This window comes from Mesorhizobium australicum (genome assembly GCF_900177325.1).
Lineage (GTDB): Bacteria > Pseudomonadota > Alphaproteobacteria > Rhizobiales > Rhizobiaceae > Mesorhizobium_A > Mesorhizobium_A australicum_A.
In genome coordinates, this window is record NZ_FXBL01000004.1 from 1,870,371 (window position 1) to 1,889,313 (window position 18,943).

Sequence of the window (18,943 nt, forward strand, 5' to 3'; positions counted from 1 at the left end):
GATTGACGGAATCCCGGGATGGACTTGCCGGGCTACCAATCGGGCGCGAATGCGTAGCCAGCCGACCGGACAGTGCGGATGACATCATGGCCGATGACCGCGGTCAGGCGCTTCCGTAGTCTTGCGACGTGCACATCGACGCCGCGGATATCCGTTTCCCCGGCATGGTCCGGCCATGCGGCCTTGATCAGGCTTTCGCGACTGAGCACGGCTCCCGGTCTTGCCATCAGGCTGCGCAGCAGATTGAATTCTATCGGCGGCACAGCGATATCTTGACCCCTGTACAGGATGCGGTGGGAGCGCCGCTCCAGCACGAAGTCGCCGTGTACGAGATCGCCGGCCTCGCTTTCGACAGAGGTCTTTGCCGCAGCCGCTCTGCTCTGCAGCCAGGTAAGGAGCTTCTCGGGCGGGAAGGGGCGAGAGAAGATTTCGTCCGCACCGGCCTTAATAAGGTCGAGATGAAGGCCGCTGGCGCCGGGTGCGACGAGCCCGACGACTGCGGCTGTCCTTGTCTCCAAACTGCCTTTGAAACTGGCACAGAGTCTGGCCACCGTACGGTCGCCAGGCTGGCAGTCCATGACCACGGCAAGTGGAACAGCCTCGCCCCGCGGCAGCTCATTTTCGGCCGAAAGCAGTTGGCTGTCGAAGCCGGCGACGCCGAGTATATGGCCGAACACCAGGAAAAAATCCGGGTCCTTCGAATAGATCAGGACTCGTGGCCTCATGAGTGGATCGATCTGCAGCGTTGCCGTCTGCAAGCTGACTACCGTGCCAATAGCCGCAGTGACAATACGGTCACCTGCGATCACTACAATTTCAGGCGGTCAGGGCGAGGCCGCAGCGTCGGACAGGATCGGTCCGTGGATGTCGTAGGCGCGGCGTGTACTTGCGATCGCTTCCGGCGTGACGTCGATCAACAGTGCGACGATGTCTCCATCCTCGTGCTGCAGGACATCGCCCAGTTCGGCGACGCTCCATCCAAGGGCGCGCAGGCGCTTCGGCCAGAACGCTTCACATACGACGCTGATCTGCCGAATCCCGAGTCTGAGCGCAACCTCCAGCAAGCCGCACAATACGACGCCCGCGACGGGAGACGGTCCGCCGCGACCGCGCAGGGCGGGACTGATGAAAAAGCGCGTCCATTCAAAGATGTCCGGCGCCCGCGGTGGCCCGTCGGACGCGAGCCCCGGAAACACGTCGCCGAGCAGATGTGGCTGTAGCGTCGGAACCAGGCGCGACCCGCCAACGATCTTGCCGAGGCTATCGAGCGCCAGCAGGTAGATGGCATGCTCGGTGTCGAACGCATCCATTTCGATATTGATGGGTCGTGCCACCGCGCGCCATTGCCGCCGTTTCACGTAGATGTCGTAGCGAATCCGAAAATAGCGCTCCAGCACAACCCTGTACTGTTTTCTGTTGGCCCAAGTGACAACCGCAATTCGAACCATGACGCCTCCAGGCGTCGGGAGTAGGTCACCGTCCCCTGGATTCCTTATGCCGGAATTCCGGTATTGCTAAATCTGAATTTCGTGCCTGCGCAATGCCTTCACGATGGCATGGGCGACGTTGATGGCATCGAGCTTGTCGCGAATGTTGCGATGGTGGCTCTCCACCGTGTTTGTCGTCACCCCGAGGATGCAGGAAATGTCCTCAGTCGATTTGCCTTGGGCGCTCCATTGCAGAAGTTCGCGCTCCCGCGGCGTCAACGGCGCTGTACCCTCCTCGCCGCGTTTTGTCTCCAGGCCGCTCAGCTTGCGAAACGTGTGGACGCAGAGCGCCTCGATCAGAGGCATGGCTTCCGGCGGGACCTCGAGGCGATCGCTTGCCGCCGTCACCACGGCTGGGCCGGCAAGCGGGACATGGATGGGAACGCAGAGCCCGTCCTTCATGCCGAATTCGGCCGCTTCGTTCATGACAAGGCGCCCGCGGGCCTTTAGGCTGTCCGGTTGCAATTGATGCCAAAGGAAGGGCTCCGCAGTGAGGCGGCTGCGCGCTGCGCACGGATCGTTGAGGAAGTGACTTTCGGATTCGTAGCGCAGGAACCATTCGCGTGGCCATCCGTCACATAGGATCGCGCGATGCCATTCGCTGTCGTGCGGAACTGGCAGTCCTGTTATGAGAAAGCTGTTCAGGCCGTAGGTTTCGAGAACAACGCGGAATACCTGGAGAACCCTGTCAGACGAGCGCGCGGAATCGATGTCCGAAATCGTCGCGAGAAGCTCCAAGACGGCCGCGTTGTTCATCGATAGACCTCATCGGGTCCTGCAATGTCGGCTTCAACTTAAGGGCGAGTAGTAAGCCGATTCAACGCCTAGGGCGTCGAATGTCTATCAAAGGAGTCAGAGTCGACTCCCTATTTGCAATTTGTCCTCTTTTGCGACGGCGCGTCTTGACTAGGCACGTTCATCGCTGGTCTGGCGTTTCGCTGAACGGCGCTCGCGACTGTCCGGACCGTTCGCCGTTATCAGTTCCTGTGGTTCGACGCCCAATGCGTCAGCGAGAATCTCCAGCGTGTCCAAGGTGGCGTTGCGCCGCCCCGCTTCCACGCTGCTGATATAGGCCCGCGTGCGCCCCGAGGCGAAAGACAACTGTTCCTGCGAGAGCTTTCTTTCCCTGCGGAGCCGCTGCACGTTCAGGCCAAACACAGCGCGGAGTTTCATCCCGCAAAAGTGCAAAGACGCGCACTATGGTGCGACACACTCTAGTGAACATTCGGCATTGACAGGGGCACCATCGCCTGTTTGAAACGGCTGGCGATCGAACGACGCTGCACAGAGGAAAAGCGATGCCTGGCCAGCTACTTGGCAAGCTTGCAGGAGAAGCGTCGCAAGCTCTTGAAGGTCGACCAACGCCGGGGAGCCATCAGCCCGACGGGCGCGTGGTGGCTGGTGCGTCCAACATTGTCGGGTTCACCTGCATCCGATGTGGCGCTGCCTATCCAGCTACCATCGAGATCGACTCCAGAGGCTGTCCGGTTTGCCATGAAACCGCTCCAGCCAATCTCAAGCCAGTCTATGTGAGGCCCGCCGACCTTGGGACAAGCGCAGCCAATGCGCCGCGATCCTTGTGGCGGTACGCCTATGCCCTGCCATGCGCGGTCGCGGATTCCGTCTCGCTTGGGGAAGGTCAGACGCCCTTGATTGACGCGACCCGGCTCGGCGATATGTTGGGTGTTCCGAACCTCGCCATCAAGGACGAGGGCCGAAACCCGACCTGGTCGCACAAAGACCGATTCTCGACTGTGGCGGTGTCGGTCGCGCGGGCACAGGGCGCAACCGTGGTGGCAACGGCCTCGTCCGGCAATGCCGGAGCGTCACTCGCCGCCTACGCCGCACGCGCTGGGCTGCACTGTGTCGTTACGACCTTTGCCGGGACGGCCGGTGCGATGCTGGCGCAGATCAGAAAATACGGCGCAACAGTTCTGCCGCTCGTCAACAAGAGGGATCGCTGGACCTTGCTTGCCGAAGCAGCGTCACGTCATGGCTGGTTCGTCGCATCGCCCTATCGCGCTCCTGTCGTCGGAAGCCACGCCCTTGGCATCGAGGGTTACAAGACCATCGCCTATGAAATCGTCGAGCAGTCGGGTGGCGTCGCCCCCGACTGGTGTGCGCTGCCTGTCTGCTACGGTGATGCACTGTCCGGCGTCTGGGCGGGCTTCCAGGAGCTGTTTACGCAGGGCGCAATCCCGCGACTGCCCAGGATGGTGGCAGCGGAGGTGCACGGATCTCTGGCTCGTGCGCTTGTCGCCGGTAGTGACAGGCTCGAAGAACGCAGCATGGCCTTTGAAAGCCTTGCCGTCTCGATCGGGGCGCCAGGCAGCACCTATCAGGCGCTGAAGGCACTGCGCGAGTCTTCCGGTCGCGCCGTTCCGGTAGACAATGTTGGGCTGGTTGCGATGCAGGAGCGCTTGGCGCGCAGCGAGGGGATCTTCGCCGAACTGGCGTCGGTCACGCCACTTCTTGCGATTGCAGGATTGCGCAGAGAGAGCGTTATTGCCCCCGAAGATCGAGTGGTGGCGGTCATTACCGCGAGCGGATTGAAGGATCTCGATCGATCGGTCGCCCAGCCCACGGATAACCCGATCTTTCAGTCGGCGGACGAAGCCTGGGAATGGCTTGGACGCAAAGACGGTAGGCTGATGGCTGAGCAGGCAGAGACAGTGCCCGGCCATCAGCGAGAAAGTCCTTCATCTGTGGATTGAGCAAGGAGGACCTGGTTGAGGCTGCGTCTCGCCCAAGGGAACCACGTCCAATCCGCCTCGGACGCGGGCTCGACGGCCCTGAGCAGTCTGGGTTCGGACGGCGGCTTGCATGGCCAGCCAGGCAAGGAGGCAAGCCAGGCATCATCATAGACCGTTTCAGTGTAACGGTGACCCTCGTCCGGCATGATGATCGCGACACGGGCGCCGGGTCGGCTGCTTGCGGCCCAACTGCCGACAAGGGCGGCAGCGGCGCTGGTTGGGCCTTGAAAGATGCCGTGCGCTCGCAGCAGGCGATGAGCCTCACAAAAGGCCGGATATGCGCCGACCCAGTGGATTTCGTCGACGAGGTCGTGGCGGAGATTGCCGGGGATCAGGCTGTTGCCGAGACCGCGCAATAGCCGCTTGCCGGCGGGCTGTCCGAACAGAATGCTGCGGTGGGTATCGACGGCTATAATGACGAGATGCGGAAAGACCGTGCGCAGAAACGTCCCCGTGCCGCACAGCGAACCACCGCTCCCGACGCAGCCGACGAGACAATCGATCTTGCCGAACGTCTGGACCAGAAGTTCGGCCAGCCGCGCATAGGCGAGCGCGTTTGCTGGATTGTCATATTGGCGTGGCCAGAAACAATCCGGTTCTTCGCGCCGAATACGCTCAAGCCGCTGCAGACGCCGAAGCTGATCGCCATTGCCGTCAGGATCTTCGGTAATGATCATCGTTGCGCCGATCCCTTCCAGGCGCGCCCGATACTTCGCGTCGATGAGGGTTGAAGCAGTGACCAGGGTGAGCCGGTATCCCCGGGCAGCCGCCAGCAGCGCGAGAGCCATGCCGAATGTGCCAGACGTCGTCTCGACGATCCGCGCTCCGGTCTGGAGCGCGCCGTCGGCTGCAGCACGATCCAGAATGTATCGCGCGGGCATGAGCTTCATCAGCGGGAAGGCTGCCGCGACCAGATTGGGAGACAGCACGGCCATGCGAGGGGTCTCGAGCGCGCGGAAATAGTCGGCTTCCAGATCTACCATCTTGCGCCGTCTTCGTTGATCTGGTGAATCTCGACGTCGCAAAAGCCGGACCGCTGTGCTGACGCCGCCGCGCGGCCTGCGCGATGCCGCAAATCCTTGCCGGCGCGGTCGAAGAGGATGCCGAGCAATGAGCCGCTATGCGCCACCTGGACGCCGCAGGCGCCGGCATCCTCGGCGATCTCGATGACCCGGTCGAAGTGCCGCTTTGGAAGGTGCCGCTGACTGATCCGCGCGCTGACGGTCGCCGCGCGCCCAAGGCAGTCCGGATCCTGATAGCGGACGGCTCTGGAAATCAGCGCGCGTAGGACACGGAATTGTTGGATCTCCGTACTGTCGTAACGTGCCGGCGGCAGCTTGAGCGTATCGATCGGCCGGCCGCCGCTTGCCTTGAAGCCGACGAGAAGCAGTGGCGGCAACGAGCCGCCGAAATGCTCCAAGACGACGCCCTCCCGCTGGGCGAAGAGGACGGCGTTTTCATCGAAGGCAATGGCGTCGCTGGCCTGTTCGGCAGCGACCGCGAGTTGGCCGATGCGGGAGGGCCGCAGTTTGGCGTTGTGGGCCGCCGCGACAGCGCGAATGGCGGCGACGACATCGGCGGTCGACGAACCGTATCCATGTCCGACCGGAATGCCGCTCTCGATGCGAAGGACACCTCCTTCGGCGATGTCGAGACGGTCGAGTGTCAGGCGGGCAGCCAGCCCCGCCTTGGTCTTATCATCCGGATGCGCGGTAATGGTGCTTGTACCCGTGAGCGTAAATGTCGCCTTCGATGTCAGCCTTGCGAGCGGGAGGGTGACCAGGCCACGATGGAGTTGCCCGTTCCGGTCCTCGAAGACCCCTTGCAGCAGTTCTCCATGATGACCGATTGCCGTCCCGACACCGCTCTGCAGCGACGGTTCATCAACACGCAACGATCTGCCGACTCCAGCCACGATCCAATCCCAGCGATCCAGGTCTGGGGCAATAGTGGCGTCAGCAACGCCGATCCGCCGTCCTCATATTCCGGGATTGACCCAAGTATCCGATGTCTCGGTCGGCATGTCGTGGCTCCCTCGTCTGGTTCTCTGACCGAGCTGTTACAGCGGGCTGTGGAGTTGCCGCCGGGCTGCGTGTCCGCTCGGCAGTGCCTGGCCGAACCGGTGGCCACGTCGGTATCCTTCGTGGGACTTTAGGACATGGAGCGCGGGTGAAATCGGCCCGGCGGATGATCATGTCGCTCTCGCCAATCTGGATGCCAAGACCGCAATTGCCTTTGGAGGGCCGCCGGATGATGGCGACCGAAGGGAGGGGAGGCTCGAGGATTGGGGTGCGCTTCTTCGAAGCATGCACAGAACGAAGTCGTGACGTCGGACGAAATTGTCGGCCCTTGGTCCGGCGATCGGTGCTGCTGACTAGGCCTGGTACGGGTCAGGGGTCATTCGTCTCCTGCGAGACCGTCATATGCCTCGAGCAGGGCATCGACGATCGCTTGACCAAGCGCCCGAGCAGTTTCGCCGATCTGAGCTTCGTCTCCGTTACGGGCGGCGGTGGCTAGGTCCGAACCCTGATCAGCTAGGATCGCATTGACCCGATCAATCGCCCATCGCGCGAAATCATCTCGGCCGTCGACAATCCTGGGTTCCATGAAAACATGCTCCCGCGTTTGCGATTCCTTTGATCGATCTCGGGCGCGCGGTAGGTATTGCGTCGCGCAAACATGCTCTCAGACCCTGCTGAACAGGCCGTTGCGTTTCACCCGATCGAGAAGACCTTCAACGTGAGGCAGCCATCGAGTCGCGCCACGTATCCGCTTTTCCAGCCTTTCCAACTGGCCCGACGTTCGAACCAGATTCATGCGGTCCACGGATCGAATAGTTCGTTTGCCAAGCCTTCGAAGTCCTTCGTGTTCCGCGTTGCCAGGGTGAGATTGTGTACGATCGCGGTGGCAGCGATCAATCCGTCCATCGACGACAGGCCGCGGCCGCTTCGCTTGGCGAGGCCCATCAGATCACCCCAGGCAAGCGCAACATGTTCATCGACTGGAAGAACGCGATGTTCGAAGCGTTGGGGCAAATCGTCTGCGTGCCATGCGGCCAGAGCCTCGCGTTTCCGACCAGGGTCCATGAGGGCGACGCCGCGGTGAATCTCGGCGATCGATACGACGCTTATGAACGAGCGATCCTCATCTAGTCTGTCCAGCCATTCCAGAACACTCGTATCCGGCGCCGGCCGCGTCACGTTGGACAGGACGTTGGTGTCGAGCAGGAGCCTCACCGGGGCAGATCGTGCGGTTCGTCTCGGAGCCGACCAAGATCCAACTCGGCGCCGCGCAGCGGCGATTCCAGCAGAAACTCCGCCAGAGTGCCTTTACGCGCCGTCTTACGCTGCCATTCCTCGGCCGATACGACGACGACGCTCGGCTTGCCGTTGCGCGTGATCGTCTGCGGCGCCGATTGCGCGCGTTCGATGACCTCCGAAAGGCGTGCCTTTGCGCGAGCGACGGTCCAACTCGGGTCGTCTCTGGATGCTGACAGCACGCTGGCCTCCAAGCCCATGTTGACTAACGTGCTATAGGGGCGAGCTGGCCGATTCAACAGGGCAAAGGGTGGGTGCTTTCAGGACTCTGGGCCTTGGAGAGGTAGACCCGGAATCGGTCGCGCCCGCGCTTATGTCCGCGCGTCATCTCTGCCGAGGCGTGACAGGCTGCTTCTGGACCCAGGCGGCAAACGCCGTGCTTGACAAGGCGCGCAACCTCCTGGTCACTCAGCCATTCGCCTTGCTCCTGCGGTTAGGGGGGCGAAACAACTTCCCATGCATGATCTGGCTAAGTCTCAGCCTGATCTCAAGCGCGACGACAGGGCAGGCGGTATCAGAGGAACCACTGCCGACCCCACTTCCCGCTAGCTGGTTTTGCCGCGCAGCGACAATGGCCTTTTCCGCAAACTCGAGCCCGCCATCGAAGGCCATCACCTTGCGAAGCCGCACCGGTGAGGGCTGGGAATAGCACGGAAGATGCGGATGGTGTCGCGACCGTGCGCGACGCTTCCTTTGGTGCACCCGGGCGCAGTCCGAATGTCGACTGGTTGACGTCATAGCTCCTGGATGCATCGACAAGCGCGAAACGAAGCGGCTTCCGATTGGCCTGATCTGGCAAAAGGCCGGCTGCGCCTCGATCGCCTATGACGCAACAGCGTCGTCCAAACTTTCATCCCCTGGCGGCCGGGCCGCCATTCCTCGCGAAGCAAGAAAGTTCCGTCTCAGCTGTCCAGCCCTTCGGGTGCGCCGTCGCTCGCCTTCCACCGGACGATGGCCATCGAAGCCGCATGGTGCGGCTCGAGAGCACCAAGGAGAAATGACATGGCAACCATCGGCATCTTTCGGAAGTCGGGCGAAGAATTCACCGGTGAAATCGTCACCCTGACGGTCCACGCCAAGAACGTCCGCATCACCCCTGAAACCCGCTCCACCGGCGACAACGCGCCGAGCCACCGGGTCTTCGTCGGGAAGGCGGAAATTGGCGCCGCCTGGGCAAAGCGCTCCAACGAGGGCCGCGACTATCTCGGCCTGAAACTCGACGATCCGAGCTTTACCGCTCCGCTCTTCGCCAATCTCCTCGATGACGAGAAGGGCGACGGCTACAGCCTCATCTGGTCCCGCCCCAGCCGCCGAAGCGGGGAGTAACGACCCAACCCGCTCTCGCCCGACCCCGTCGGGCGAGAGCCATCGACCGGACCTAGGTTCGATCGGATCGCCGAGCCAGGCGCACGCCGACACCGCCACCGTTTTCCGCGATGAACTCTATCCCGGCGGTCTCCAGCGACCGAATTAGCGCTTGCAGTGTTGTGGCGCGGGGAACCGTCTGTCCGCTTTCGATTCGCGCCAAAGTTCGAATCGTAACACCTGACGCAGCTGCCAAGTCGTCGCGGGTCCAATTGATAAGCGCACGGGCCGCTCGCAGCTGTTCGGGCATAATGTCCCTTTTCATGACATTTCTTCTTGATAAAGTCACAAAAAGTGACATAAGATCGTCAATGCAAATTCGGCTGCACAAAATGGCTTCAACATCCTGTGCAGCCTGACCACGTCTAAGCTGTCTGGAGCTCGGATCATGGCTGATTCCGACATTACCACGACTTTGCCTTTCGTCACGCGTGCGCGGACGCGAAGCCAATGACGGCCGACTCTGCGGATTTGCACGCCCGAGCGGAGAGCGCAGATCCCTCGTTACAGGCCGCGCTTGCCTGGACGGAAGCTCATTCCCAGACGATGCAGCATTGCATGAGGCAGCAGAGGCTCGAGGCCCGCCTGGGCCGATCGGGTCACCGCAGCGTGATTGCCCGCCGAGCCTATGACGAAGCGATAGCGGCCGAGCAGCTTGCAGCCGAAACAGAAGCGGCGCACTTGAACAATATTGCCCGAACACCTGCCAGCTCGCTTACCGGCATAGCCGCCAAGCTCGCCGTCATCGTGCGGGAGGCGGAAGACAATACGGACCTGTCGGAATTTCCCGTTGTGCATGTCCGGTCTGCACTGGACGACCTCCGGCGGTTGATGGATCAGGCGACATCGGATCAGTTGCCGGTTCTAGCCCCGGGTATGACGCCTGACGGTCGGCTTGTGCCGGCGTCGCCATCGCTCGCCGCATGGTGCGCGTTTCAAGCCTGGAGCCAAGCCGACGAGAAGCGCTATCGCATCTGGATGACGGCTTTCCGGGCTCTGATCGACCTTTAGGTTCCACACCGTTGGCCAGCCGTCCAGGCTTTGCCGCGTCCACCTATTTGCAGTCAATCGCGGTATTCCGGCATACCGCGCAGTCCGCTACCGACCTATCACTTCTTCAGAGATATGGGATCGGAAGCGATGAAGCCGGATACGTCGAAATGGGACAACCCGTCGGCCTACGACTTCATCAAGGATTCTGCTGCCGACAGCATCGCCTGGGAGTTTCTTCGGCGTAACAAGCGATATCAGAAGGATTACCGGGACATGCAGATGGCCGCCGCGAAGGATATGCCGTCAAATGCCCTGGATCGCTGGGGCCTCAGCTTTCGCGGCAAGACCTGATCAAGCCGCCAGCCAACAGCCGATCTTCTGGACGCCTGAGACGGATCCCGGCGTCATTAACCTCGTGCAAACCCCTAAACCGCTGACCGCTGCTGCGGCGAGTGGCATCGACGTCCCTTTCGTAGCGCTACGACGAAATGGGATGGGCTTGCATACGCGCGTTCCGTTGCCGGGCGGCAGCCAGCTGATGCTTGTCCACGGCACCCACCCTGATCGCCCGCTGGCCGTCATTATCCCGCTCGACAGCGCGGCGCGTGATCGGCTCTCCGCCGTCGAGCGCTTCGTCCGGTCACAAAGCGGCCACAGCGTCCGGGACACGCGGCTCACCGCCGCGCAGCGCCGCCGCCTCGCGCAGATGCTGCGCGCGCTGGACGGGCGCAGGGAAGGGGCCTCCTACCTGCAACTGGCCATCGCGCTTTTCGGCCGGCGGCTCATCGACCCGGCCAATTGGCAGGAATCGTCATTCCGTTACACGACGCTGCGCCTCGTCCGTGACGGTCTGATGATGGTCGACGGCGGCTATCGACAGCTGCTCCGGGCGCGTCGCTCCACTTGACCCGGATCAGGTGCAAAATCACCGGTCGCGATTTCGCACCTGATCAGGGGGCCTTCGCTCCTCCATCGTCGCCGCGTGTCGCCGTTGACTGGCGATCACACACTGGAGAAGCCGATGAAACCCGACGACGCCGTCCTGCCACCACGCTATCTGCGCACCCCCGAGGCGGCCCGTTTCCTTGGCCTGTCCGCTCGCACCCTGGAGAAGCACCGAAGTTACGGAACCGGTCCCGCCTACCGCAAACTCGGCGGACGCGTCGTCTACGCGCTGGAGGATATCCAGGCGTGGGCGGCGCGGGGCACCAAGACCTCGACCTCCGATCCGAACGGATCGGTCCTGCCGGCCAAACGCCATCCCCCCCGGCTCATCCCCTATGCCGGCCACGAAAAGCGCTGATAGGTGGCAGCGATGCAACACGATCCCTTGTCCGAGCGTGTGCAGCTCGAGCCCTTTCAAGCGCTTCCCGGCGGTTTCGTGCCGCGCGATGCGCAGGACCTGATGGCCTATCCATTTTTCTCACTGTCGAAATCACACCGTACGTCGCCGATCGACTTCTCCGCCGGCACCATCTCGATCCGTGTCGAAGCCGTTCCCGATCATGGCATGGCGACGATCTGGGACGCCGACATCCTGATCTGGGCCGCCAGCCAGATCGTAGAGGCGCGCGACCAGGGCCTGCGCACCTCGCGCCTGATGGCAGCAACACCCTACGAGATCCTCACCTTCATCGGCCGCGGCACGTCGCTTCGCGACTATCTTCGCCTCAAGGCGGCTCTTGACCGATTACAGTCGACGACTGTCGCGACGACGATCCGCCAGCCGGAAGGACGCCGCCATCGCTTCTCCTGGATCAACGAGTGGCAGGAGCGAACAGACCGGCTCAACAAGCCGGCGGGCATAGAACTGATCCTGCCGGACTGGTTCTACCGCGCCGTCATGGACGACGCGCTCGTACTGACCATCGATCGAGCCTATTTCGGCCTGACCGGCGGCATCGACCGATGGCTCTACCGTCTGGTCCGCAAGCATGGCGGACGCCAGCGTGCCGGCTGGCGCTTCGACTTCCGCCATCTCCATCTCAAGTCCGGCAGTCTGTCGCCGTTCAGACGCTTCGCGTTTGAGCTTCGGGACATCATCTGCCGCCAGCCGCTCCCCGGCTACACGCTGTTCACTGAAGTTGAAATCAGCGGCCGCGTTCTGCTCGCCTTCGAGCCAGTTGCACGGCCTGTGGACCGGCTCGTGCCATCGGGAACCCGCCCCATCGTGCCATCGGGAACGGCGGCCTCGTGCTATCGGGAACAGGCCAAGCCGCTAAGCCGTCGCGATCACACGAGAATCTCCGCGCCTAACTTGGAATCTAACACCGAGTCTAACCTCTTTTCGCGCGCTGGCGTCGGGCACAAGCAAAGCCAGTTCGATGTCCGCTTGCCTGCCTCGCCGAGGCAAGGACCGCGCAAGGCGGACCAGTCATGAGGGTTTTCGGTAAGGCAACAGGCCGGGTCGCCGATGGCGACCTCACCACCGTTGAGCTGACCTGGGTGGAGAAGCGGGTCGAACATCGCATCCGCTTCGGTCGACCTTTGCGCATCCACACCATCGACCGGCGACGGCGTGTCGTCAGCTTCGCGCCGGATCGCGTCTTTGCCTTTGTCCGCTGGTCAGCGAACGACTTCGGAACGATCGTCTCTCGTATCGACATCGTGCGAACTGTCACCGTTGGCGAAGCCTATCAGACGCTGCCCTTCGTGCGGCCGGGCGGCGAGGTTCTGCTCAAGGTCCATGGTTGGCCGAAGGTCGAGCGTGTTCTCCAGCTCATCGACGCCATCGAACGTATCGGCATCGATCCGGAAGCGGTGTCGCCCGATCACTGGCATCACGTCCACAACCGATTGACCGCCGGACAGGAACCGCGCGGCTACACGCTCGATCATCACCGCGCCTTCCTCGCGCGCCGGAGGGCCGAACCATGAGCCGCGCCAAACTGTTCCTCGCGACAGCACTCGCGGCTCTAGGCGTCGGCGTTCCAGGCCTCAGGCCAATGCCGACCAAGTGGATCTGGAATGCGTCGGCAAGCGCGCCGGTCGGCCTCTACACGATCGATCTCGACGGACCGTTCGAAATCACCGATCTTGTCGCCATCAACCCTTCCGAACCGCTTGCGAGCCTCTTCGCCGAGCGTGGCTATCTGCCGAGGGGCACGCTGCTGATAAAGCGCATCCTAGCCGTTTCAGGCCAGATCGTCTGCCGCGCGAACCTCACCATCACGGTGGATGGCATCGAGGTTGGTGCTGCGCTCGAACGCGACCGGGCCGGCCGCGATCTTCCCGCCTGGCAGGGCTGCCGCCGCGTCCAACGCGGGGAAGTCTTCGTCATGAACTGGCAGGTCCCAGACAGCCTCGACGGCCGCTACTTCGGCTTGACTTTGACCGACCAGATCATCGGCCGCGCCCTTCCGCTGTGGACCGACGAGGACGCAACCGGCCGCTTCCGATGGTGGGCGCCAACACGCTGACCGCTCTCCCGTCGGCGGGAGCGGTGCCCGTCAACGGTTTTGCCAACATCGCCGCTGAGGAGAAAGTCATGCCGCAGATTGGACAATTCACCCGTGAACAAACCGGCTTCGTCGGGCGCATCCAAACTCTGACGCTGTTCCGTGCCATCGCGGTCATTCCGGCCGATCCGTCCGAAGCAGAGAATGCGCCGGACTATCGTGTTCATGCGCGCGACGACGGCAGCGACGAAATCGGTCCGGCGATCGGCGCGGGTTGGAAACGTACCGGCGAACGCGCCGGGGAATATGTCGCGTTGCTAGTCGACGATCCGGCTTTATCGCAGCCGATCCGCGCATACCTGTTTCGCGACGACGAGGCCGGCCATGGCTGGTCGTTGCACTGGTCTCGCCCCCGCGATCGCGCCGAGAAGGATTGAGCGATGAGTGCCGGGCGCCACTCGACGTTCCGTCCGCCTGCGTTCGGGCTGCACAGAACCGTTCGCAGCACGGCTCTCCTTCTCCTTTCCGGCCTGTCCCTGGCGAGCGTCATGCCGGCGAGCATGATGGCACAGGACGCGCCGTTCGCCCGACCGTCGCAACGCGATCCTTATGCCGGTCACGTCGCCGAGGCATCGCGGCGCTTCGGCATTCCGATTGCTTGGATCAAGGCGGTAATGCGCGCCGAAAGCGCCGGTGACCGCCGCGCAATATCCTTTGCCGGGGCGATGGGCCTGATGCAGATCATGCCCGCGACGTGGACCGACCTGCGCACTCGCCATGGCCTCGGCCGTGATCCCTATGACCCGCGCGATAACATTCTCGCGGGTACGGCTTATCTGCGCGAGATGCTTGACCGGTACGGAACTGTCGGCGGCATGCTCGCCGCCTACAATGCCGGCCCGGCGCGCTATGACGAATACGTCATGACCGGCCGCCCGCTGCCGGCAGAGACGCGCGCCTACGTCGCTTCGTTCGCACCGCGCATCGACGGTTCCGGCGACACGAATTCAGCAGCCATGGTCGAGGTCTACCGATCGGACTGGACACGTTCGCCGCTGTTCTTCGCACAGTTCGCGCCCGTCTCCGCAACCGCTTTCGTGTCGGCCGATCGATCGCTCGATGGCCGCCCGGTTGCGACCACTGTGCGTACTGTCTCCGTGAGCGCGCCGCAACCGAACGGCCTGTTCGTGGCGCGCGCCGCAGCCGGAGAGCCGCGATGACGGCGCGCAACAGCTTTCGCATCCTGTCGCGCTCCAGCGTATCGGAGAGGGCGAAGAGGCGGGAGACAGGGAACACGACCGGGGGAGGGCAGGATAAAGGGGCGCGATGTGCGCTGCGGTTGGGGGATGGAATTTCAACGACTTGCAGGTCATTTGCGCGATGTGCGCTTGCAGCGCTTACATCGCGCAAGCTGCACTTGTGCACTGTTCTCAGCACCTTGGCGCGATGTGCGGGGTCTCGGCTATGAGCGACGAACGCGAGTTCCGCGCCCGCCCTGGCCGCATCCGATCGAGCAAGGCGCAGCGCGCGCGGCCCTTCATTGCCCAGGCACTCGCCGCCGCGCAGAAGGCCGGCGGCTCGGTGTCCCGTCAGGGCAGGATAGGTCCTGGCAACCGCTCGCGTTTCGGCCGCGGACAACGGGCTTCCGTTCAGGCCAACCGGCTACTCACGGCGCGCTCGCGCGGTGCGGTGATCAAGGCCCGCGTCGTGCGCATGAACCTGCGCGGCGGCAATCTGCCCAACCACCTGTCCTATCTCCGCCGCGAGGGCGTGACCCGGGATGGGGAGAAGGCGAGGCTCTTCGGTCCGGGCGTCGAGGATGCAGACGCCGAGGATTTCGCCGAGCGCTGCAAGGACGACCGTCATCATTTCCGCTTCATCGTCTCGCCCGACGACGCGCTGGAGATGGCCGACCTCAAATCCTTCACCCGCGATCTCGTCGGTCAAATGGAGAAGGACCTCGGCACCAGGCTGGACTGGGTTGCGGTCGATCACTGGAACACCGAGCATCCGCATGTCCACCTGATCGTACGCGGTGTGCGCGACGACGGCCAGAACCTGGTGATTTCGCGCGACTACATCAAGGAGGGTATGCGCGATCGTGCGCGCGACCTCATCACCCAGGAGCTCGGCCCGCGCACTGACAAGGACATCCGCCGCGCGCTCGAACGCCAGATCGAGGCCGAACGCTGGACCAGTCTCGACCGGCAGCTCAAACGCGACGGCCTGAAAAGCGGCATCATCGATCTTGCCCCCCGCGCCGGCGAACAGCCCGACGACTATCATGCGCTCAAGATCGGGCGGTTGCGCACCCTCGAGATCTTCGGTGTCGCCCATCAGGTCGGCCACAGCCAATGGTTCCTGTCTGATGATGCGGAAGCCACGATGCGACAGATGGGCGAGCGCGGCGACGTCATCAAGCGAATCCACCGTGCGCTCGCCGAGCGCGGCATCGAGCGCGGCGCCGCGAGCTTCGTGCTGGCGGGCGAGCGGATAAACCAGGCCGTCATCGGGCGCTTGGTCGATCGTGGGCTCGACGACGAGTTGGATGGAACGGCCTATGTGGTGATCGACGGTGTCGACGGCCGCACCCACCACATCAAGCTCCCAGACCTCGACGCGGCTGGCGACAGCGCGCCGGGCTCGATCGTCGAGCTGCGGAAGTTCGAAGACACGCAAGGCCGGCAAAGAGTAGCGATCGCCGTGCGCTCGGACCTACCGATCGAGAACCAGATCTCGGCAACCGGGGCGACATGGCTCGACCGTCAGGCCGTCTCCCGCGATCCGGCGGCGCTCGGCGAGGGCGGCTTCGGCCGGGAGGTGCGGGAGGCGCTCGACCGCCGCGCCGAGCATCTGGCCGAGAAAGGCCTCGCCCAGCGCCAGGGCAGCCGGGTCATCTTCGAACAACGGCTTCTCGACACGCTGCGCCGCCGTGAGATCGAGGCAGTCGGCGAGAAGCTGGCATCCGAACTCGGCCGGCCCTTCAATAAGGCGGCAACGGGAGACGTCGTTGCCGGCACATATCGCCAGCGCTTCGCTATGGCGTCGGGTCGCTTCGCCATGATCGACGATGGGCTCGGCTTCCAGCTCGTCCCATGGACGCCTTCGCTCGACAGGAAACTCGGGCAGCATATCTCGGGCGTCGCCCGCGGCGACACAGGTGTCGATTGGAGCTTCGGCCGGAAGCGAGGTCTCGGACGATAATAGTTATTCGCCGCAGGCCCAAAGCGGCCGGTTGGTGCGTGATGGATATGCGGCAGCTTGGCGCCTCCATGTCAACCATTCCGGATACCGTTGACGCCGCCTAGACGCAATCAATCCTAACCCTTGTGGTCCAGTCCAGGCGGCTACGTCACCAGGTCTCGTGATCGCGTGCGAAGACTTGAAACCGGGCGAAATCGACGGTTCCGCTGAACTTCGCATAGCTCATTTGACCGGCGAGCGCCTCTGCCCGCCCGATGTCGGAAAGTTGCGCCCGCGCTAGCTCAATCGCAATCCACGCGGCAAGCAGCATGGTCACCGCGTAGAGCACGACTGAAAATCCCAACTCGAACAATTCGGCACGGGTTGGCGCGGCTGCGTCCGTGCGGTCCACAAGCGAGACGACCTTCGGTTCCGCCAACCCGCTCGGCCCGGGTGCGAACGCCATCGACGAAGGCGAAATCGGCGCCCTCGTTGAGATTGCTTTTCGCGTGGTCTAGGGCGGCGGCCGGTCCCCTCGGGCTGGAGCGCGTCGGTGCGGCCGATGAAGACGTGGTCCGAGCCGATTTCTTGGTGCGCGGCGACGGCAGCGGCAATGAGATGTCTGGCCACGCGCCGGGACAACCCGGCCATCTGCCCGCACCGCTTCGGGCTTCGTCGTGTCGCGGCTGCCGACAAGAACGCGCAAGTCATCTTCGCGAAACTGACGGTGGGAACGTATTACCGGGCGGCCTGGCGGGCGTCCGGAGAGGTGTTGAACGATCGGAGAAGTGTTCCCGCCGACGTGATCCGGGCGTGAGGGACCTGGTTTTCATAATGCCTTATGTAGCCGCCCAGATGCTGAGGCTCACGCCGCGCGGATTACCCATTTGAGCGCGCCGACATTCTTGGCGATGCCGGATAGATATTGGCACCCAAGTCCGCCGGGAACTTGCTCGAATCGCTTGTCCCGGGAGAGCAGTCGATAGATGTAGAACGTCGCGTCCGAGATGCCCCCTGGCGGTGTATCTCCGCGACCGTCGTGCCTTCCTCGGCATGTCACAGGATTAAGGCGATCTGCGCCTCCGTAAACTTGGAACTCTTCACGGAATCCTCCTTCTCCTGATACCGGGATCATACGTGGAAAATTCCAGCTCAGAACGGTCCGAAAATCGGGGCAGGTCAAGATGGTGTTGTCGCTGATCGGCATGCCGAGCCGTTGCATCAAGCGCTCGCCAGGACGGCCGCCAGTGCTATGGCCGAGCAGGCCGACAATCTCTCGACCCTTTTCGTCCGGCGCACATAAGGAGTAGCGATCATCGGCAACTGGTCAGTAGACGTTTCTCGCCCACATTTTCGATATGAGCATCGCCAGCGGCTCAGCAGGAGCTTCATCGTCACTGGCCTGCCCTAGTCTCAAAGATACTGACCAGCCATACCGACCTCGCCTGTCGTCGACCGCAATCGGGACGAGGCTGTGTGAAAACCCCTGATTATGCTATGATTTGGCACTTCTTCGGAGGTGCCAGATGGGACGTTTTGTCGAGGCTGCCGACCGTCATCCACCGAGCTTTCTGCCGGCGTGTCTTGAGGACTATGTCGACCCAGACAACCCGGTCCGCGTGATCGACGCCTTCGTCGACGAGCTCGACCTGGCCGAACACGGCTTTGCCCGCGTCCAGCCGGCCTCGACTGAAAGGCCCGGCTACGGTCCGGGCACGATGCTCAAGCTCTATGTCTATGGATACCTGCATCAGCTGACCTCGAGCCGGAAGCTTAAACGCGAGGCGGGCCGCAACATCGAACTGATGTGGCTGACCGGAAGGCTGGCACCCGACTTCAAGACCATCGCCGACTTCCGCCATGACAATGCCAGTGCGATACAGATCGCGTGCCAGCGCTTCGTTACCATCTGCCGCGTCCTCGGCCTGGTCGGCGGCGGCGTGGTCGCCATCGACGGGTCACGCCTGCGCGCGGTGAACACGCACGAGAAGAACTACACCAAAGGCAAGCTGGCGCGCCGGAAGGCCCATATCGAGGAAAGCATCGCGCGCTATCTCGCCGAGCTTGAGGATGCCGACTGTGCAGAGACCGGTCCGGCTACGCCGCGGATCGAGCACCTGACCGAGCGACTGGCTTCGCTGCGCGGGCGCCTCGGGGAACTTGAGGAGATTGGCCGGCAATTGGAGGCCTCTCCCGACCAGCAGGTCTCGCTCACCGATCCGGATGCCCGACGCGATGGCGGTCCGCCGCTGCACCGTCGAGCACGTCTTCGGCACCATCAAGTGCTGGATGGGCGCCACCCACTTCCGAACGCGCGGCCTCAGGAACGTCTCCACCGAAGCCAGCCTGGCGATCCTGGCCTACAACATCAAGCGCACAATCGCCGTTGCCGGCGTTGCCTCGACCCTCAAAGCGATAACGGGCTGAGTGGAGCTAACACGCTCCAT

The 18,943-nt window shown here is 63.1% G+C and carries 24 protein-coding genes and 2 pseudogenes; 14 read left to right on the top strand and 12 right to left on the bottom strand.

Annotated features, from left to right (window positions below; all coding sequences use genetic code 11):
* Positions 1–32: 32 nt before the first annotated feature.
* From B9Z03_RS11475 to B9Z03_RS11490, 4 genes are all read right to left on the bottom strand, one after another.
* On the bottom strand, positions 33–809 hold the full coding sequence (locus tag B9Z03_RS11475) for a winged helix-turn-helix transcriptional regulator (RefSeq protein ID WP_244561718.1): 777 nt from the start codon (positions 807–809) through the stop codon (positions 33–35).
* A gap of 15 nt (positions 810–824) precedes the next feature.
* Positions 825–1,448, bottom strand: coding sequence for an acyl-homoserine-lactone synthase (locus B9Z03_RS11480; RefSeq protein ID WP_085464329.1), 624 nt, complete (start codon positions 1,446–1,448; stop codon positions 825–827).
* Positions 1,449–1,514: 66 nt separating this feature from the next.
* Complete coding sequence (locus tag B9Z03_RS11485) at positions 1,515–2,243, bottom strand: LuxR family transcriptional regulator (RefSeq protein WP_085464330.1); 729 nt, start codon at positions 2,241–2,243, stop codon at positions 1,515–1,517.
* Positions 2,244–2,393: 150 nt separating this feature from the next.
* Positions 2,394–2,660 (bottom strand): helix-turn-helix domain-containing protein, encoded by a 267-nt coding sequence (locus tag B9Z03_RS11490; protein ID WP_085464331.1) that lies wholly within the window; start codon positions 2,658–2,660, stop codon positions 2,394–2,396.
* A 125-nt stretch (positions 2,661–2,785) separates the two neighbouring features.
* Here B9Z03_RS11490 and B9Z03_RS11495 point away from each other — a divergent pair, with 125 nt between their 5' ends.
* Positions 2,786–4,201 (top strand): threonine synthase, encoded by a 1,416-nt coding sequence (locus B9Z03_RS11495; RefSeq protein ID WP_085464332.1) that lies wholly within the window; start codon positions 2,786–2,788, stop codon positions 4,199–4,201.
* Here the strand turns inward: B9Z03_RS11495 and B9Z03_RS11500 are convergent.
* The 5 genes from B9Z03_RS11500 to B9Z03_RS11520 all read right to left on the bottom strand — a co-directional run bounded on the left by B9Z03_RS11500 (position 4,171) and on the right by B9Z03_RS11520 (position 7,757).
* Positions 4,171–5,223 carry a PLP-dependent cysteine synthase family protein gene (locus B9Z03_RS11500; RefSeq protein ID WP_085464333.1) on the bottom strand — a complete coding sequence of 351 codons (1,053 nt, stop codon included), beginning with the start codon at positions 5,221–5,223 and terminating at the stop codon, positions 4,171–4,173. The genes B9Z03_RS11495 and B9Z03_RS11500 overlap by 31 nt on opposite strands.
* Positions 5,217–6,155, bottom strand: a complete 939-nt coding sequence (locus B9Z03_RS11505) for a GHMP family kinase ATP-binding protein (RefSeq protein ID WP_085464334.1) — start codon at positions 6,153–6,155, stop codon at positions 5,217–5,219. The genes B9Z03_RS11500 and B9Z03_RS11505 overlap by 7 nt, the downstream gene beginning before the upstream one ends.
* A gap of 482 nt (positions 6,156–6,637) precedes the next feature.
* Entirely contained in the window at positions 6,638–6,847 is a 210-nt protein-coding gene (locus tag B9Z03_RS11510; RefSeq protein ID WP_085464335.1) for a hypothetical protein, read from the bottom strand.
* A gap of 206 nt (positions 6,848–7,053) precedes the next feature.
* Positions 7,054–7,476, bottom strand: coding sequence for a type II toxin-antitoxin system VapC family toxin (locus B9Z03_RS11515; protein ID WP_085464336.1), 423 nt, complete (start codon positions 7,474–7,476; stop codon positions 7,054–7,056).
* Positions 7,473–7,757, bottom strand: coding sequence for a type II toxin-antitoxin system Phd/YefM family antitoxin (locus tag B9Z03_RS11520; RefSeq protein WP_085464337.1), 285 nt, complete (start codon positions 7,755–7,757; stop codon positions 7,473–7,475). Before B9Z03_RS11520 ends, B9Z03_RS11515 begins: the two co-directional genes overlap by 4 nt.
* An 802-nt stretch (positions 7,758–8,559) precedes the next feature.
* Here B9Z03_RS11520 and B9Z03_RS11530 point away from each other — a divergent pair.
* Entirely contained in the window at positions 8,560–8,883 is a 324-nt protein-coding gene (locus B9Z03_RS11530) for a DUF736 domain-containing protein (RefSeq protein ID WP_085464339.1), read from the top strand.
* A 52-nt stretch (positions 8,884–8,935) separates the two neighbouring features.
* On the opposite strand, the gene B9Z03_RS11535 is transcribed toward B9Z03_RS11530, so the two are convergent.
* Positions 8,936–9,223 carry a helix-turn-helix transcriptional regulator gene (locus B9Z03_RS11535; RefSeq protein ID WP_348529010.1) on the bottom strand — a complete coding sequence of 96 codons (288 nt, stop codon included), beginning with the start codon at positions 9,221–9,223 and terminating at the stop codon, positions 8,936–8,938.
* A gap of 149 nt (positions 9,224–9,372) precedes the next feature.
* On the opposite strand from B9Z03_RS11535, the gene B9Z03_RS11540 reads away from it, so the two are divergent.
* The 10 genes from B9Z03_RS11540 (at position 9,373) to B9Z03_RS11585 (ending at position 16,517) form a co-directional block, all read left to right on the top strand.
* Positions 9,373–9,933 carry a hypothetical protein gene (locus B9Z03_RS11540; RefSeq protein WP_085464340.1) on the top strand — a complete coding sequence of 187 codons (561 nt, stop codon included), beginning with the start codon at positions 9,373–9,375 and terminating at the stop codon, positions 9,931–9,933.
* 129 nt (positions 9,934–10,062) lie between these two features.
* Positions 10,063–10,266, top strand: coding sequence for a transcriptional regulator domain-containing protein (locus B9Z03_RS11545; RefSeq protein ID WP_085464341.1), 204 nt, complete (start codon positions 10,063–10,065; stop codon positions 10,264–10,266).
* On the top strand, positions 10,223–10,822 hold the full coding sequence (locus B9Z03_RS11550) for a DUF2285 domain-containing protein (RefSeq protein WP_244561719.1): 600 nt from the start codon (positions 10,223–10,225) through the stop codon (positions 10,820–10,822). The genes B9Z03_RS11545 and B9Z03_RS11550 overlap by 44 nt, the downstream gene beginning before the upstream one ends.
* Positions 10,823–10,936: 114 nt before the next feature.
* On the top strand, positions 10,937–11,218 hold the full coding sequence (locus B9Z03_RS11555) for a helix-turn-helix transcriptional regulator (RefSeq protein WP_085464342.1): 282 nt from the start codon (positions 10,937–10,939) through the stop codon (positions 11,216–11,218).
* A gap of 12 nt (positions 11,219–11,230) precedes the next feature.
* Complete coding sequence (locus tag B9Z03_RS11560; RefSeq protein WP_139832233.1) at positions 11,231–12,295, top strand: replication initiator protein A; 1,065 nt, start codon at positions 11,231–11,233, stop codon at positions 12,293–12,295.
* Positions 12,292–12,792, top strand: a complete 501-nt coding sequence (locus B9Z03_RS11565; RefSeq protein ID WP_085464344.1) for a DUF2840 domain-containing protein — start codon at positions 12,292–12,294, stop codon at positions 12,790–12,792. Before B9Z03_RS11560 ends, B9Z03_RS11565 begins: the two co-directional genes overlap by 4 nt.
* A complete protein-coding gene (locus tag B9Z03_RS11570) occupies positions 12,789–13,334 on the top strand; it encodes a S26 family signal peptidase (RefSeq protein ID WP_085464345.1) in 546 nt (181 codons plus the stop codon). Before B9Z03_RS11565 ends, B9Z03_RS11570 begins: the two co-directional genes overlap by 4 nt.
* 68 nt (positions 13,335–13,402) lie before the next feature.
* On the top strand, positions 13,403–13,750 hold the full coding sequence (locus B9Z03_RS11575; RefSeq protein WP_085467615.1) for a DUF736 domain-containing protein: 348 nt from the start codon (positions 13,403–13,405) through the stop codon (positions 13,748–13,750).
* A 3-nt stretch (positions 13,751–13,753) separates the two neighbouring features.
* Entirely contained in the window at positions 13,754–14,533 is a 780-nt protein-coding gene (locus tag B9Z03_RS11580) for a lytic transglycosylase domain-containing protein (RefSeq protein ID WP_085464346.1), read from the top strand.
* A 244-nt stretch (positions 14,534–14,777) separates the two neighbouring features.
* A complete protein-coding gene (locus B9Z03_RS11585; RefSeq protein WP_085464347.1) occupies positions 14,778–16,517 on the top strand; it encodes a relaxase/mobilization nuclease domain-containing protein in 1,740 nt (579 codons plus the stop codon).
* 148 nt (positions 16,518–16,665) lie between these two features.
* On the opposite strand, the gene B9Z03_RS11590 is transcribed toward B9Z03_RS11585, so the two are convergent.
* Positions 16,666–16,962: a hypothetical protein gene (locus B9Z03_RS11590; protein ID WP_085464348.1), complete on the bottom strand. Its 297-nt coding sequence runs from the start codon at positions 16,960–16,962 to the stop codon at positions 16,666–16,668.
* Positions 16,963–17,058: 96 nt separating this feature from the next.
* Here B9Z03_RS11590 and B9Z03_RS11595 point away from each other — a divergent pair, with 96 nt between their 5' ends.
* Positions 17,059–17,313, top strand: a complete 255-nt coding sequence (locus B9Z03_RS11595; RefSeq protein ID WP_085464349.1) for a hypothetical protein — start codon at positions 17,059–17,061, stop codon at positions 17,311–17,313.
* A 363-nt stretch (positions 17,314–17,676) separates the two neighbouring features.
* Here the strand turns inward: B9Z03_RS11595 and B9Z03_RS29375 are convergent.
* A pseudogene (locus B9Z03_RS29375) lies at positions 17,677–17,962 on the bottom strand (ISL3 family transposase); the annotation flags it as partial.
* A 60-nt stretch (positions 17,963–18,022) separates the two neighbouring features.
* Between B9Z03_RS29375 and B9Z03_RS11600 the strand changes: the two are divergent.
* Positions 18,023–18,923 (top strand): annotated as a pseudogene (locus B9Z03_RS11600) (transposase).
* Positions 18,924–18,943: the final 20 nt, after the last annotated feature.

Bases quoted from the DNA above. Each gene is read 5' to 3' on its own strand.
- B9Z03_RS11480 (WP_085464329.1), bottom strand. From the start codon at position 1,448: ATGGTTCGAATTGCGGTTGTCACTTGGGCCAACAGAAAACAGTACAGG.
- B9Z03_RS11485 (WP_085464330.1), bottom strand. From the start codon at position 2,243: ATGAACAACGCGGCCGTCTTGGAGCTTCTCGCGACGATTTCGGACATC.
- B9Z03_RS11490 (WP_085464331.1), bottom strand. From the start codon at position 2,660: ATGAAACTCCGCGCTGTGTTTGGCCTGAACGTGCAGCGGCTCCGCAGG.
- B9Z03_RS11495 (WP_085464332.1), top strand. From the start codon at position 2,786: ATGCCTGGCCAGCTACTTGGCAAGCTTGCAGGAGAAGCGTCGCAAGCT.
- B9Z03_RS11500 (WP_085464333.1), bottom strand. From the start codon at position 5,223: ATGGTAGATCTGGAAGCCGACTATTTCCGCGCGCTCGAGACCCCTCGC.
- B9Z03_RS11510 (WP_085464335.1), bottom strand. From the start codon at position 6,847: ATGGAACCCAGGATTGTCGACGGCCGAGATGATTTCGCGCGATGGGCG.
- B9Z03_RS11520 (WP_085464337.1), bottom strand. From the start codon at position 7,757: ATGGGCTTGGAGGCCAGCGTGCTGTCAGCATCCAGAGACGACCCGAGT.
- B9Z03_RS11530 (WP_085464339.1), top strand. From the start codon at position 8,560: ATGGCAACCATCGGCATCTTTCGGAAGTCGGGCGAAGAATTCACCGGT.
- B9Z03_RS11535 (WP_348529010.1), bottom strand. From the start codon at position 9,223: ATGTCACTTTTTGTGACTTTATCAAGAAGAAATGTCATGAAAAGGGAC.
- B9Z03_RS11540 (WP_085464340.1), top strand. From the start codon at position 9,373: ATGACGGCCGACTCTGCGGATTTGCACGCCCGAGCGGAGAGCGCAGAT.
- B9Z03_RS11545 (WP_085464341.1), top strand. From the start codon at position 10,063: ATGAAGCCGGATACGTCGAAATGGGACAACCCGTCGGCCTACGACTTC.
- B9Z03_RS11550 (WP_244561719.1), top strand. From the start codon at position 10,223: ATGCCCTGGATCGCTGGGGCCTCAGCTTTCGCGGCAAGACCTGATCAA.
- B9Z03_RS11555 (WP_085464342.1), top strand. From the start codon at position 10,937: ATGAAACCCGACGACGCCGTCCTGCCACCACGCTATCTGCGCACCCCC.
- B9Z03_RS11560 (WP_139832233.1), top strand. From the start codon at position 11,231: ATGCAACACGATCCCTTGTCCGAGCGTGTGCAGCTCGAGCCCTTTCAA.
- B9Z03_RS11565 (WP_085464344.1), top strand. From the start codon at position 12,292: ATGAGGGTTTTCGGTAAGGCAACAGGCCGGGTCGCCGATGGCGACCTC.
- B9Z03_RS11570 (WP_085464345.1), top strand. From the start codon at position 12,789: ATGAGCCGCGCCAAACTGTTCCTCGCGACAGCACTCGCGGCTCTAGGC.
- B9Z03_RS11575 (WP_085467615.1), top strand. From the start codon at position 13,403: ATGCCGCAGATTGGACAATTCACCCGTGAACAAACCGGCTTCGTCGGG.
- B9Z03_RS11580 (WP_085464346.1), top strand. From the start codon at position 13,754: ATGAGTGCCGGGCGCCACTCGACGTTCCGTCCGCCTGCGTTCGGGCTG.
- B9Z03_RS11585 (WP_085464347.1), top strand. From the start codon at position 14,778: ATGAGCGACGAACGCGAGTTCCGCGCCCGCCCTGGCCGCATCCGATCG.
- B9Z03_RS11590 (WP_085464348.1), bottom strand. From the start codon at position 16,962: ATGGCGTTCGCACCCGGGCCGAGCGGGTTGGCGGAACCGAAGGTCGTC.
- B9Z03_RS11595 (WP_085464349.1), top strand. From the start codon at position 17,059: ATGAAGACGTGGTCCGAGCCGATTTCTTGGTGCGCGGCGACGGCAGCG.